Below are 14,977 nucleotides of genomic sequence, written 5' to 3' on the forward strand. Positions count from 1 at the left end.
CGTAACGACCGTTCGCGCGCATGGTTCCTCGACACCCTATCGGCGCGCTGCGCGGGCGCCGTCGCCGACGCGGGGCCGCCGACTGCGGAGCGAGCGCAGCGACACGCGAGCGCGCAGGCGCTGCCAGAACGTCTTCTCCGCGGCCAGACGCGACCGCTCCGCGTCGACGATCCGCCAGAACTCGGCGTTCTCCTCGGCCGAGGGCGGAGCGACGTCGAAGACCGAGCGATCGGCCCACGTCGCCAGGCGCGCACCGGGCGCGGCATCCTCGCCGGCGTAGAGTGCGGCGAGCTCCTGACGTGTCTGCGTGCGCGGTACCGGGTAGCCGTGGTCGACGGCCGTGTCGACGAACTCCTGCCATCCGCCGGTGAACCGCTCGACCACGTCGGGACTGCGCCGCCGCGAGCGTCGGCGGAAAGCCTTCGCGGCGACGATGGCCAGCAACGGGCCGAAGAGGATCGTCAGGCCCAGCAGTGAGACGCCGGTGACACGGAGAGCGAACCAGAGGGGCTCGAGATCGGCTCCCTCCTCGGTCACGTCGTCGCTGCGCTCGGTCCCGTCCGCCGGGTTCGCATCGGCGGGCAGCACCGATTCGGCCTGCTCGCGTCGCACGTCGGTCGGGTTCTGCGGATCTTGCCGCTGCTCGAGATCGGGCGAGGGGAACGTCTCATGCTGAGGCGTCACGTCCAGCGCGGTCCAGGAACCGCCGGCATCCTGCACCTCGATCCACGCCGCGAGATCGCCGCCCCGGCAGCTCCCGTCGTCGCACGTCGGCAGCTCCTGCGTCGAGGTCAGCCGGGTGCCCACGACGACGCGGGCGTCGAAGCCCAGCTGGTCGGCGATGAGCATGCCCGCGACGGCGAACTGCTCCTCGTCGCCGACGCCGGCCACGAGTGTGGCGTCGTCGGTGCCGCCGACCTCGCGCTGACGGTCGAGCAGCTGCGTGAACAGGTCATCGATTCGGTCGGTCGAGTGGCCGGCACGGCTCGGCTGGAAATCGTCGGTGCCGAGATCGGTGAGCCACGCCGGGGGAGTCGTGGGGTCGACTGTCAGGGCGTGGCTGAGGTAGCCGCGCGCCCGGAGGAGCTCGATCAGGGTCTCGAGGCCGCTGCCGCCTCCCGACACGCCCTGCGCCTCGATCCACTCGCGAAGACTTTCGGGCACGACCGTGTCGGGCAGCGACGGGCCGCTGCGCGAGGGTTCGAGGGATGCCGCCGCGACCGGCGAGTCCACGGCGGCGCTGAGCCGGTAGGAGTCGCCCGACTCGAGACCGCCGTCGATGAGCTCGACGGCGGCGCCGGTGGCGACGTTGTGGAAGAAGCCGTCGGACAGATCCGCCGCGCGGGCGCCGTCGAAGGAAACGGACTGCAGGCTCCCGGCAGTGGGCAGCCAGATGCCGTCGAGCGTGTCGACGGTGACCGTCAGGTCGACCGCGTCGCCGCCCGCGCTGTCCAGTCGCGAGGGCACGCGGGTGAAAGCCGTGGCGGGGTCGCCCGGGCCCGTCGCGGGGTCGACGGCGCGCGCCGTGCGCCCGTCGTAGTAGGGGAGGGTCGCCAGGCGCAGGCGGTCGACCTGGTCGGGAGCATCGACCGTGAAGAGCGTCGCCGCGTAGGCGTCGTCGTCGGTGAACGCTCCGCGATACTGCGCGAGAGGGCTGAGGGTCTGTGCGATCTCGAGCACCGGATCGACGGCGCTTCGAGCGACGTCGCGCGTCTGCCCGGCAAGTGCCCACGGACCCCACGCCCCGGCGCCGACCACCGCGAGCGCGACCATCGTCGTCGCGACGGCGGCGCGGCCGACGAGGCCCCGGGTCGCCGGTCCCGTCGTCCGCACACCGCTCGCCGCGACCGCGGTGGCGAGGGCCCGCCGTCGCTCGGAGCGGGTGCGCCAGACCACGACGCCCAGGGCGGCGACGATCGCGGCGGCACCCACGAGCACCTCGCGGGCGAGGGAGAACGAGCCGATCGACAGTGGCGCGGTGAGCTCACGCGCGCCGAAGACGACGCCGAACACGGTCAGGAGGAGACCGGCGGGGACGGCGACGATCCACCAGCGGCTCGACCGCCACGCGACACTCAGCGCCAGCGTGGGGAGCGCGATGAACAGGAACAGCGTCGGCGCCAGGGTCGTCTGATAGCTCCCGAGCGGCAGCTCGAGGGTCAGCAGGTCCTTCCATCCCGTGACGGGGGCGGTGAGGACGCCGATGAAGCCGCGCAGCGCCGCCGAGGGCGAAACCAGGCTTCCGGGCGCGGCGACGGGGAGGCCGAGGAGCACGTAACCGCCCAGCGCGGCGAGGGCGACCCACCAGCCCGACCAGCGCCACCGCATGCCCAGGGCCGCGACGACGTGGGCCACGAGCAGACCCGCGGCGACGGTCAGGACGAACGTCCCGCTGCGGTAGATGGGCCAGGCGGCCACGGCGCCGACGGCGAAGAGGAGGTCGAGGAGGAGGGCTTGGACGACGAGGAACCGCACCCGCGCGGCGGCGCCGGCGCGGGACTCGCGTGCGGCGCGCAGGTCTCGCCGTGACGCGCTCACGTCTGGGCTCCCTTGGCGAGGAGGTGGCGGAGGTCGTCGAGCAGCCCGATGGAGATGACGGTCATCGATCCGAGGCGCCGGATGCCGGGTTCGGCGGTGGGCGCGCACACCAGAGCGGCGACGGCGACGTCGGAGCCGAAGGCGAGGGCGGCGGTCTGAAGCTGGGCCGGGGTCAGCGTCGAGCCGCAGATGAGGAAGGCGATCGACACGTCGGGGTGGCTCTCGGCTGCCAGCGATGCGACGTCGCGCAGCGGGCTCACCCGTTGGGAGAGGTCGACGCCCGAGAGGTCGTCGAGGAGCGTGCGCGAGGAGATGGTGTGGAGCTCGCGCGCGGTGCGTACGGCCCGCCGCGCGAACTCGGGCACCTCGCCGCCGACGACGACGTCGACGTCGCGCCCGTCGCGGATGCCGCGGACGCCGATGGATGCCGCGGCGCTCACGGCCAGCTCGAACTCGTCGTCGTCGGCGTACTCGTCTTCACCGAGGGACAGCGCGATCACCATGCGGGAGCGGCGGGTCTCCTCGTACTGGCGCACCATGAGGTCGCCGGTCTTCGCCGTCGACTTCCAGTGGATCTGGCGGGGGGAGTCGCCGGGGACGTAGGGGCGCAGGGCGTGGAACGAGAAGTCGGCGTCGACGATCGTGCGGGATGCCGTGCCCTCGAGGTCGCGGATGAATCCCGCTGCCGTGCTGCGGAGGGCCGTGGTGACCGGGTGCACGTAGAGGGTGTGCGTGTCTTCCCAGGTGGCTTCGCGGGTGAGGATGCCGAGGGGGTCGCCGCGCACGGTGCGGGCGGGGCCGACGGTGACGACACCGCGCCGGGCCGTCGGGATCACGACGTGCTCGCGGAAGTCGTGTCGCGGACGCAGGAGCGGGATGTGGACGTCGACGAGGCCGTCGCCGACCGGCACATCGACGCGGCCGGGCAGAGCGGCGGTGCGACCGATGTTGGTGACCACCAGTTCGCCTTCGACGGGCGTCCCCGCCACGACGCGGTCATGGTCGAGGAGCAGCCGCACGTCGTATGCGCGCGCGCTGAAGAGGAACGGCACCGAGAACACGAGCAGGAGGAGCGCTGCCCCGCCGGCCACGGCGAATTCGAGCAGGCCGAGCGCGAGCCCGACCCCGAGACCCACCAGGGCCACACCGAAGGCGACCCACCCGGCAGGGGTGACCGTCTCGACGATCCAGGTGAGGGTTTGGGCAGCGACCGCCCGCACGCGCCGCCAGGACTGCACACCTCGCACCGCGAGGACGGTCGTCGACCTCGCGGTGCCGCCGTAGCGGGTGCGCGCGAAGCCGGTGGACGCGGAGGTCCGGCTCAGGCGCGATTCGGTGTGGAAGCTCACGCACTCTCTTTCGCGCGGGAATCGTGGAGGCCCTGCTCCTTCTGGCTGGGCGGGACGACGTCGAGGAGGACCTGGCCGATGACCGCTCCTGGCGTGACGCCGTCGAACTCGGCCTCGGGGTCGAGGATGAGGCGGTGCGCCAGGACGGGGCCGGCGAGGGCCTTGATGTCGTCGGGCGTGACGTAGGTGCGCCCGTGAGCGAGGGCCCAGGTGCGGGAGGCGCGGGTGAGGGCGAGCGCGCCGCGCACGCTGACGCCGAGGCGGACCTCGGTCGCCAGGCGCGTCGCCTCGACGATGCGGGCGATGTAGTCCAGCACCAGCGGGTTCAGGTACGCGCCCCGGGCGATGTCGGCGAGGCTGACGACGCCCTGCGGGGTGATGACGGGCTCGACCTCGCGGCGCCCCGCGCTGGACCCTTCCAGGATCCGGACGGTCGCGGCGTGGTCGGGGTACCCGAGGCTCGCCTTCATCAGGAAGCGGTCGAGCTGCGCCTCGGGCAGGCGGTAGGTGCCGGCCTGCTCGACGGGGTTCTGCGTCGCGACGACGAGGAACGGGATGCCGACGGGGCGGGTGACGCCGTCGACCGTGACGTGGCCTTCCTCCATGACCTCAAGAAGCGCCGACTGCGTCTTCGGGGAGGCGCGGTTGATCTCGTCGGCGAGCACGACGTTCGCGAAGATCGGTCCCTGGTGGAACTCGAACTCGCCGCGACGCTGGTCGTAGACGGTGATGCCGGTGACATCGCCCGGGAGGAGATCGGGCGTGAACTGGATGCGGGAGCTCGTTCCCTGCACGGACTGCCCCATCGCGCGGGCGAGGGAGGTCTTGCCGGTTCCCGGGAAGTCCTCGAGGAGCAGGTGCCCCTCCGAGACCATCGCCGTGAAGGCGAGCTCGATCACGTGCCGCTTGCCCAGGACGACCTGCTCGACGTTGTCGACGAGCTTGCTGAACGTCTCATGGAACCAGGTGCTCTGCTCCTGGGTGATCGTCATCGTGTTCCTCTCGGATGCCGCGGGTGCGGGACAGGTCAGGGGGTGCCGGTCGGCGTGGGGTCTGGCGTCGGCTCGGGTGTCGGCTCCGGCTCGGGCGGCGGAAGCGCACAGGTCTTGGAGTGCGTTGTGGTTCCTAGCACGGACAGGCCGCCTCCCCACGTCACGCCGTAGGTGTACTTCCGCGAGAGTGGCTGCTCCTCCGTCTGCACCGCCTGCACCGTTGCTTCTCCGAGCACCTGAACGTTCCCTTGTGGCGCCTCGCCGACATTGCAGCTGTCAGGGAATCGGACCTGTGCCGTGTACGAGGGGCCGCGGGTGTCCGCAGTGACTTCTCGTGCGTTCGCCGTTCCACAGCCGTACGTGTCGTTGCACAGCGCGGCCAGGATCCTTCCCGGCGGAACGCCGAGCGTGAACAGACTCTTGAAGTCGCGGGTGTAGGTCGCGCCGTTATCAGCCGAATAGCGGACATCGAAGAAGAGGCTCCGGCGGAGGTTCGGAGTGGAGATGTCGTCCCACCGGTAGACGGCCATACCGCCGTCGCTGAACTGGTCAGCGTTCGTCCCGATGCGGTACGTCGCGTCGCCCTGCGGCGCGTCGATTTCACCGACAGGCGTCAACTCCTGGGAGACCGGAGCGCCGTCGCCGAACTGCTCGCCATCGTCGAGCGTCTTCGCGCACGCGCGAATGGTTACTCGCTCCCACAAGGGCAGGTCTCGGAACTCCTTCGTGACAGTACCTCCGCCGCCTCCCGTGCGCTGATCGCCCGGCGTGCAGGTCTGGCCGCCCGTAGAAAAGCCCACGATGATCGCGTCGCCGACACCGTTCGGCGTGACGGTGGCGCGTGCCGTGACGATGGACCCATCGACGTTCTGCGAAACATCGAGGCTGACCGCCGGCGCGCCGATGCCGTGGGCGCGGAGCTCGAGCGAGCGACCCTCCGTCGACCCGCCGGCGATGGGCGGCAGGTCGAACTGCGTCAGCGGTGTCGCCACGAGCGCGGTGGGCTCGTTCGAGCCGATCTGGTAGCCGGAGAAGGTGGCGATGCCTCCGCTCACCGACTGCGTCGCACTGCCGGCGGCGCCGCCGTCGAGGCGGACGCTTCCGGTGGTGTCATCGAGGCCCGTGATCACGATCGTCGCGACCCCACCGCCGTTGCCGGCGGGGACCGGGTCGAACGTCGACCCTCGAGGCTGCGAGGGCGCACGGTAGGCCCACGCCTGCGCCTCGACGCTGCCGCGGGACGTGCCGACGGAGCTGAAGGCGCGGGCCTCGTAGGTCCGCTTCTCGCCGACCGGAGCAGCGATGGGAGAGCATGCGCCCGAGGCGGGACAGGTCGCCACCTCGCGGCCGCCCGTCGTGATGCGGTAGCCCTCGACGGCCGGGTACGAACCCGCGTCCGAGGTCACGCGCAGGGTGACGGTGTCCTCGGCGAACGCCGTCCACTCCAGCCGGCTCGGGTTGGCGGGGAGGCCCTGCAGGTCGAGGACCACCTGTCCGTTGCGATCGCCGCTGGACTGGCGTCCCTGCGCGTCCTGCACCGTGAACGATCCCGTGCACTTCGCGGCGCCTTCAGCGTCGGACGACCAGCTCGCGCGCACCGCCGTGTCGCCGGCGGGTGCGAAGCTGACCCCGGCGCAGTTGGCCGGTCCCGACGCGCCGACCACGCGCAGCGGGGTGCCCGGCAGCGGGTTGACCTCGCCCGACGCGCCGATGACCTCGATCGTGCAGGAAGACGTGCCTCCCGACTGCGAACAGGTCTGCACGGCAGACCCGCCGCGGGGGAGCGTCGACGGCGAGGGGCCGACCGTCAGCACCAGGCTCGAGGCCTCGGTCTCGGGGTGGCTCGGCAGGCTGATCGCGATCGATTCCTCGCGGCCAGGGCGGGCGTCGTCCTTCGCCGTGATCGAGATCTGGGCGCCCGTGGCATCCACCTCGAACTGATCGCCCCGATACGAGCTTGCGTACTCGACGGCATCCCAGTCCTCGGTGCCCGCCCACTGGACCATCTTCGCGAGGTCGTACGTGGCGGTCTCTCCCGGCCGCACACCGAGGGAGGCGCTGCGCAGCGTCGGCTGCGGCGTCTCGGCTTCGACCGCGACCTGGAGCGTCAGGTACGTGAACTCGTCCTGGCTGCCGAGGCGGGCCGGCACGACGCACGAGTCCGACCAGGGGGCACCGCGGCCGGCCGCGTACCGCACCGTCGTCCCCGAGACGACCCGGCACGTCGCCTCGCGTCGCGCGCCGCCCGCTTCCACCTCATCGGCGTTCAGGACCAGGGTCTCGCCCTCGGGCAGCACGACCCCATCCGCGACGTCGAAGTCCACCGACTCCTCCTCGAGCACCTGCAGGGGGTCGAGGCCCGCGCGCAGCGTGAGACGCACGTCGGCGGTGCCCGGCACGCGCAAAAACCCGTAGGACGTGACCTCCGAGCCGTCGAAAGCCTCGCCCGTGACTTCGAAGGGGATCAGGCGCGTCGTCTCGGGCAGCTCTCCGGCGATGCTCCAGCCCTCGGAGGTGACCCCGGCGGGGTCGCCCCACAGGCTGAGCTCGAGGCCCGAGGGGTCGCCCGCGTTCCACGCCACCATCCCGCTCAGCACGTCGACGCCGGTTGCGAAGTCGTCGCGGTTCTCGAGCGTCAGCACGGTGTCGCGAACGATCGGGTGGTCGGGCACGGGGTCGCGCACGACCTTCACGACCAGCAGCCCGATCGCGCTGTCGCCCTCCGTGTTGGTCACCGTGTAGCTGTAGGAGAACGTTCCGAGCGCCTCGCCGGCGTTCAGGGTGACAGCACCCTCCTCGACGGATGCCACCCGGTCGGAGAGCGCGTCGAACTCGTCGCTGCCTTCGGGGGCGTTGGGGACGACGTCGGTCAGCTCGAGCTCACTGCCGAACGGGTCGACGTCGTTGTCTGCGGGGCGCACGACGACGGTGTTGTCGGGGCCGGCCTGCACCTGGACGTAGTCGCTGAAGGTGACCGGGCTCGGGTCGCTCTGCCGGGCGATGACTCCGACCCGCACGTCGGCGATGCCGGTGGCGCCGCGGTCATCGCGCACCTGGTACGAGAAGCGGACCTGACCGCTGAACCCTTCGGGGCTCGTGTAGACGATGGCCTCGCCGTCGGCGGAGATCGCGGCCGACCCCTCGGCTGGCTGCGAGACGATGAGGTCGAGGGCGACGGTGTCGCCGTCCGGGTCGACCGCGAACTTCTCGAGTGGGATCGACACGGCCTGCCCCGCGACCACGCGACCGACCAGCGGACGCGGCAGCGGTGCGCTGTTCTCCTCGTCACCGGTGACGGTGACCGTGACCCGCGCGGTGTCGACAACCTCGGGGAAGCCGAGCCGGTAGATCGTGTAGGTGAGGGCGTACGTGCCGGCCTCGCGGGGGGCGAGGTAGCGCAGCATCCGGCCCGACGCGAAGGCGAGCCCTCCGCCGGTCTCATTCACGACCGACGACGGATCGATCGAGATCAGCGAGCCCGCCGGTGCATGGTCGTTCTCGAGCACCGGGATGTCGACCTGTGCTCCCGCGCGCACCGTGACCACGTCGTCCACTGCGATGGGACGTTCGGCAGACCCGGCCGGGAGGAGGATGACCGTCAGCTCGCCCTCGGCCGTTGCGGCGCCGTTCGGGCTCCCGTCCGTGAGGCGGTAGCGGACGACGCCGAGCCGGCCCGGCTCGCCGTCGTCGGTCGTGCCGCTCACGCGGAGCAGGCTCTGCCCGACGAGGTCGACGCTGAGCGCGGCCTGCGGGTCGCTGTCGGGGCGGATGTCCTCGAGGAGGAGCACCTGACCGCCCGGGTTCGCAGCGGCGGCGGCCACGTCGATCGTGGCGTCTTCGTTCGGCCGGACGAAGGCGGTCAGCGGAGGCGTCGAGATCGCGGCATCCTCCGCGGCGCGCATCGTGACGCGGACCGTCGCGGTGACCTCGCCGACGGAATCCCGAACGCCGTACTGCACGACGTACGAGCCCGGCTCGCTCGCGGAGAACTTCATGCTGAGCGCGGACGGGTTCGACGTCGCCGTCGACCGGGCGGTGTCGAGGGTCACGAGCGAGCTCAGCGCGACGGCGCCCGAGGCGCCCGAGACATAGGGTGCGACGGAGATGTCGAGCGGCTCGTCGACGACTCCCGCCACCGCGAACGACTCCGCCGTCAGCTCCGGCGCGGGCGTCACCTCGATCGTCAACGGCTGCGTGGTCGTGGCGCCGGCGGCATCCGACACCACCACCCCCACCTGGACGCTCGTGGCCTCCGTCGAGTTGGGATCGGGGTGCTGGTAGGTCAGCTCGCCCTCGGGCGAGCTCGTCACGGTCCCGACGCTCGGGGCATCGCTCGTGCCGGCCAGGTAGATCGGGTCGCCCTCGGGGTCGACCCATCCCTTCAGGACGTCGGCCGTGACGGTGCCCCCGGGCGCGACGGTCAGCGTCGGCCAGGGAGCCAGGCATCCCTCGACACCGCACCATTCGGGCGCGGAGTTCTCGTCGTCGGGGACGACCCGGAGGGTGACGGTCGCGACCTCGGAAAGGAGCCCCGCCTTGGAGGTGCCGTCGGTGACGCGGTAGCGGATCCGGGCCGTGCCCGTCGCATCGGCGGCGACGGCGACGGCGACCTGCTGCTCCGCACCGGTGATCGTCGCCGTGCCGAAGGCGGGATCGACTCCCTCGAAGGAGGCGACGTCGATGCTGAGGACGTCCTCGTTGGGGTCGTGATCGTTGAGGAGCACCGGAAGGAGCGCGACGGAGCCGGCACGGACGCCGAAGGCATCGTCGACGGCGACCGGCGGCTTCGGGTCGAGCACACGGTCGTTGGTCTGGTCGTTCTCCTGCTCGACCTCGGCGGTCGGCTCGAGCTCCCATTCCTGCGACGACGGCACGAGCTCTCCGTCGGGAACGCGCCACACCCAGCCGGAGCTGCGGTCGTTCAGCGCGAGGCGTGCGCCGTTCCCGACGAAGGCGGGGTCTACGCTGTCGCCGATGTCGGCGCCGGCGTAGTCGAGGTCACGGGTCTCGTCAGGGGCGTCGCTCGACCAGAGGGACCCGCCCGAGGTCCCGTCGCCGAGCCACCCCACGTGCACCCGATCTGCGAGCGGCGTCGGTGCGGCGGGCACGCCCAGGCCGTCCACCGTCAGCAGTCGCTCACCGTCACCGGCATCCAGCCCCACCCGGGCCACACCGGTCGGATCGGCGATGTAGACCTGATCGCCGGCGACCGCGGCTCGCTGCAGCAGAGCGCCCGACACCGGATCGACGGATGCCACGTCGTCGCGGTCCTGCACGGCGAGCTCGCCCGTGGCGTCGTCGAAGAGCACCCAGCGGCCGGCCACCGAGGACAGCTGCGCTTCGGCGGGGGTGATCGGTGCGGTGTCCTGGTCGGTCACCTGGCCGGTTTCGGCATCGGCGCGGATGATGAGGCCGTCGGCGGCGGAGTAGGCGAAGACGACGCCGTCGGCGTCCACCGAGACGGCCGTCGCAGCGAAGCGCGGGGCTTCTTCGCCCTCGGCGGTCTCGACGCCCGCGTACGGATCGATCGGCACGGCCGACCCGCCGCTGGAGAGGGTCGACCCGTAAACCGCGCCGCTCTCGGTGCGGTAGGCGAGGCTGTCGCCGGCCGAGACGATGTCGATCGTCCCGGGAGGGGTCGAGGAGAAGACGTCCTCAGCGTCGGCCGTCAGATCGGCCGGAGTCGCGAGGTTCACGTCGGAGAACTGTGCACCGCCGTCGCTGTAGACGAACAGGCGGTCGGAGGTCTGCGCCAGCTGGGTGCCGTTCTCGACCTGCTTGACGGTGTCGACCTCGTTCAGCTCGAGGTTGACGCGCGCGTAGCCGCTCCCGGTGCCGTTCTGCAGCGCCCACACCGTGGCGTCGTCGACGGGGGTCTGCTGCGCGTCGAATCCGGGCCACACCACGGCGAGCGTGGTGACGACGCCGACGATCGCGGTGACCGCGCCGGCGCCGATCCACGTGGACGGGCGCACGCGTGCGCGGGTCTCCCGGGAGCGCGCCACCTCAGCTCCCGCCCAGGAGGAGGAAGGTGGTCACGGCGCCGCCCAGGACGAGGAGGGCGCCTCCGCCGATGAACAGTCCGAGCTTCGCGCCCAGGCTCAGCCGGGATCGGCCTTCGCTCCCGGCGAGGATCGTCCCCTCGTCGGGCCGGCGCTGCGCGGCCTCGCGGACGCGGGCGGGGCGCCGGGACTCGTAGGCGACCGAGGGGCGCACCGGCCCGCGGGCGTCGTCGTCGGCGAAGTCGACGCTCGCGCCGGCGGCCGCCCACTCGTCGACGGCGACCTCGAGGGCCGTGTGCGGCACGCCCATCTGATGCTGGATGAGCTGCAGGTCGTGTGCGAACGCCGCAGCGGAAGGATGCCGCGCGGCCGGGTCCCGGCTGAGCGCACGCGCGAGAACGGCATCGAGCTGCGCGGGCACGTCGTCGCGGCCGATCGGGGTGTAAGCGGCCTTCCGGATACGCGCCTTCAGCTGCTCGCGGGTGTTCTGACCCTTGCCGGGACGTTCGAACGGGCTCCGCCCGGCGAGGAGCGAGTAGACGGTCGCGCCGAGGCTCCAGACCTCCGCCGCGACCGAACCCGACACCTTCTCGTCGACGACCTCGGGAGCACTCCACGGCACCGACATCGCGAAGACCTCTTCGGTGCCCGGCCGGCTCTCGACGGCCGCGGCGATGCCGAAGTCGGAGAGGACGGGCGACCCGAAGGTGGTGATCAGGATGTTGGAGGGCTTGATGTCGCGGTGCAGGAGGCCGGCGCGGTGCGCCGTCTCGAGAGCGGAACCGATCTTGACGCCCAGCTGCAGGACTTCGGTGACCGGGATGACCTCGCGGCGGTACCGGTTGGTGAGCGAGGTCGGGCAGTACTCCATCACGAGGTACGGGCGCCCATCGGCGGAGATGGACGCCTCGTAGATGGTGAGGATCGAGGGGTGCGCGCTCAGGCGGGCCATCACGTCGGCTTCCGCGTTGAACATCCGCAGGAGGTTCTCGTCGACGATGTCCTCGAGGAGGACCTTCACGGCGACGGGGCGCCGTGGCAGGTTCTGCTCGAAGAGGAAGACGTCGGCGAATCCGCCCGCGCCGAGGGGACGCACGTACGTGAATCCCGAGAGTCCGGGGGGTGTGGACGGCAGTCTGCTGGACACGCCTCTCCTCACCCCGTCATCACCGGTGCAGCCGCCCCGCGCAGCCTGTCAGAACCTCGGTGAAGGTTTTCTAACATATGCGATTCGGGCGACGAAATCCGGCTCTTGACGCTCACGTTGCTATCTGGAAGACAGCGGTGACGCCGTCTCCGAGATCGAACCGGGTCCCCACCGGCACCCGCAGCGTCGCGCCGCCGCGGAGCAGGAGCGGCTGGCTGTCCTGCGGGCGCACGATCGTCCCGTTGGTCGAGTCGAGATCGCGCGCGATGAGGTGCTCGCCGTCGAGGCGCACCTCCAGGTGTGCGCCGGAGATCTCCTTCGCGGGGGAGGGCACGGCCTCGATCCGTGCGCCCGGATGCCGCGCGGGTCGCGGCCCGCGGCCCAGCACGACCGGGCGGTCGAGCGGGAGCTCGCGCCCCGGGTCCACCGCGAAGACGTACGTCACGGCGGGTGTCGGCGCGGGCGTCGCGCGTCGGCCGCCGAGCAGGGTGCGGTCGTCGGGGAGCTCGATGTCGCCGGTGTCGTCGCTGAGGAAGGCGGGGAGCTCGAGGTTCTCGTCATCGAGGGGGCGAGCGAACAGGCTCCGGTCGATCGACAGCGTCTCGAGGACGTCGGTCTCATCGGGCAGCGACGGTGCCGGGGGAGCCGGGGTCGGGGCAGGCGTCGATCCGGCCGCGGGCCGTGCGGCGACGGGCGGCGTCTGGGCGGGAGCGGGCGCTTCCGCAGGGGCGGGCGCTTCCGGCGGGACGGCTGCGTGCGCCGGTGCCGTGGCGCGCGGCGACACCGGTGCTGCCGGGCGTCCCCACGCGAGCTCGTCGGCACGGGCGACACCGAGCCCGACGGGGAGGAGGCCGATGCCCTCGGGTGCGCCGACGTGGACCAGGCGGAATCCGGTGACGGCGGACAGGGAGGTCTCGGTCCAGGTGCGGGCGTCACGGCCGTCGATCACGGCGCCCGCGTCCGTCTCGATCGTCACCTCACCGCGGGCGGCCACCCGGAGCGTCTCGGGCGACGTCCCCGCGAACTCGACCACGGCGAAGTCGGGGAGGGCGTGGATGCCTGCGGTGACGATGACGCTGAGGACGTCTTCGAGGAGCGAGGAGTCCGCGGCGGCGGCATCCCACACGGAGGAGACGAGGCCCTCGGCGGCGGGACCGGCCAGCAGGATCGCGAAACGATCGCCCGCGATCGCGTACCCCGCCTCGGTCGGGCGCGGCGGAGTCGGATAGCGGAACACGCTGTCAGCCTAGGTCGCCCGCCGCTCGGGCACCGCGCGCACGCGCGGGCGGAGCGCCACCTCGCCGCTCCGACCGGGAGCTCTGACCGGCCGCTCAGACCCAGCCGGGCAGCCAGACGTGCAGCCAATAGAACTCGTACGGCACCCGCATGGCCGACCACAGCGGGAACCAGAACGCCGAGACGAGGGCGATCACGCTCAGGACGACCATCACCGTGCGCTGGCCCGAGGTGCGACGGTGCTGATCGGCGTGCGCCGCGCCGGAGATCTCCCGCAGCGCGAAGGTGAGCGCGAGCACCATGAACGGGAGCATCAGCACGGTGTAGAACTGGAAGATCGTGCGCTCCGGGTACAGCAGCCAGGGGACGTACGCCGCGCCGAAGGCGACGAGCACGACGGCATGACGACCGTCCCGTGTCATCGCGAACCGGACGATCAGCCAGAGGATCGCCGCGATGCCGCCCCACCAGATCAGCGGATTCGGCATGCTGTAGAGCACCTCGAGGCACCCCCGCGCGCTGGCGCAGCCGTCGACGCCGTCGGCCGTGCTGCCCGCGTACATCGACGTGGGGCGCAGCAGCAGGGGCCACTGCCACGCCGGGCTCGAGTAGGTGTGCGCCGTCGTGATCTCGGCCGTCGCGGCGTAGATCGTCTCGTGGTACTTCCAGAGGTTCTGCAGCCACATCGGCACCCACGCGAACAGGCCCGTGGCGGGGTCGGCATCCGCCGCGTGACGTCCGTACCCGCCGTCGGTCGCGATCCACCCCGTCCACGACGCGAGGTACACGACGAGCGCCACCGGGACGAGGAGAAGGAAGGCGGCGGCGCCCTGGCGGACGGCGTCGAGCGGCCAGTACTGGATGCCGAGACGCCGGCGGGCGAGGGCATCGGTCACGACCGCGTAGATGCCGAATGCGGCCAGCACCCACGCGCCGGACCACTTCACGGCGGAGGCGGCACCCAGCGCTGCGCCCGCGGCGATCAGCCACGGCCGGTTCCAGAGCACCGGCCCCCACGCGCTCCACGCGTCGTGCCCCCGGGTAACGACGACCGCCGCGAGGCGATCGAGATGTCTCCGCCGGTCGAGGAGGAGGAACCAGAAGCCCAGCAGCACGAAGGTCGTGAGCAGCATGTCGAGGATCGACACCCGGCTCATCACGATCGCGAGACCGTCGATCGCCATCAGCAGGCCGGCGACCGCGGCGAAGGCGATCGATCCGCTGAGCTGCTTCGCGACCAGATAGACCAGCAGCACGGCCGCGGTCCCCGCGAGCGCGACGGCGACGCGCCAGCCGAACGACGATTCCGCGCCGAACAGTGCCATGCCGGCACCGATCAGGTACTTGCCCAGCGGAGGATGCACGGCGAAACTCGGGTCGGTGCTGAAGATGCCGGTCTCGCCGGCGGCGAAGCGCGCGTCGGCGTCGTCGGGCCACGTTGCGGCGTACCCGAGGACCCACTGCGTCCAGGCGTCCTTCACGTAGTAGGTCTCGTCGAAGACGATCGCGTGCGGGTGACCGAGGTTCCAGAACCGTAGCAGTGCCGCGAACAGCGTCACGATGAGGGGCACGAGCCACGAGAGACGCCGCTGCAGCCACGGATCCGCGGCGACGCGGGTGCGCCAGGCGTCGTAGCGGGACGGGCGGGCGTCGGGGGAGGCCGGGAGCAGCGGTTCCGCGGTCGTGGTCACAGCGGTCAGCCTACGGGGGACT

7 protein-coding genes are annotated in these 14,977 nt (G+C 71.8%); all 7 read right to left on the minus strand.

The window, feature by feature from the left end:
* Positions 1-36: 36 nt before the first annotated feature.
* A complete protein-coding gene (locus BKA24_RS07055; protein WP_343065999.1) occupies positions 37-2,538 on the minus strand; it encodes a transglutaminase domain-containing protein in 2,502 nt (833 codons plus the stop codon).
* The gene (locus BKA24_RS07060; protein ID WP_184216475.1) at positions 2,535-3,887 is read right to left on the minus strand and encodes a DUF58 domain-containing protein; all 1,353 of its coding nucleotides are present in this window, start codon (positions 3,885-3,887) and stop codon (positions 2,535-2,537) included. The genes BKA24_RS07055 and BKA24_RS07060 overlap by 4 nt, the downstream gene beginning before the upstream one ends.
* A complete protein-coding gene (locus BKA24_RS07065) occupies positions 3,884-4,879 on the minus strand; it encodes an AAA family ATPase (RefSeq protein WP_184216478.1) in 996 nt (331 codons plus the stop codon). The genes BKA24_RS07060 and BKA24_RS07065 overlap by 4 nt, the downstream gene beginning before the upstream one ends.
* Positions 4,880-4,914: 35 nt before the next feature.
* Complete coding sequence (locus tag BKA24_RS07070; RefSeq protein ID WP_184216480.1) at positions 4,915-10,884, minus strand: Ig-like domain-containing protein; 5,970 nt, start codon at positions 10,882-10,884, stop codon at positions 4,915-4,917.
* Between the two features lies 1 nt (position 10,885).
* Positions 10,886-12,028, minus strand: coding sequence for a serine/threonine-protein kinase (locus BKA24_RS07075; protein WP_343066001.1), 1,143 nt, complete (start codon positions 12,026-12,028; stop codon positions 10,886-10,888).
* 112 nt (positions 12,029-12,140) lie between these two features.
* Positions 12,141-13,265, minus strand: a complete 1,125-nt coding sequence (locus tag BKA24_RS15920; RefSeq protein WP_184216485.1) for an FHA domain-containing protein — start codon at positions 13,263-13,265, stop codon at positions 12,141-12,143.
* 94 nt (positions 13,266-13,359) lie between these two features.
* Positions 13,360-14,955 (minus strand): phospholipid carrier-dependent glycosyltransferase, encoded by a 1,596-nt coding sequence (locus BKA24_RS07085; RefSeq protein ID WP_184216487.1) that lies wholly within the window; start codon positions 14,953-14,955, stop codon positions 13,360-13,362.
* Positions 14,956-14,977: the final 22 nt, after the last annotated feature.

Origin of the sequence: Microbacterium marinum (genome assembly GCF_014204835.1) — a bacterium.
GTDB classification, from domain to species: Bacteria; Actinomycetota; Actinomycetes; order Actinomycetales; family Microbacteriaceae; genus Microbacterium; species Microbacterium marinum.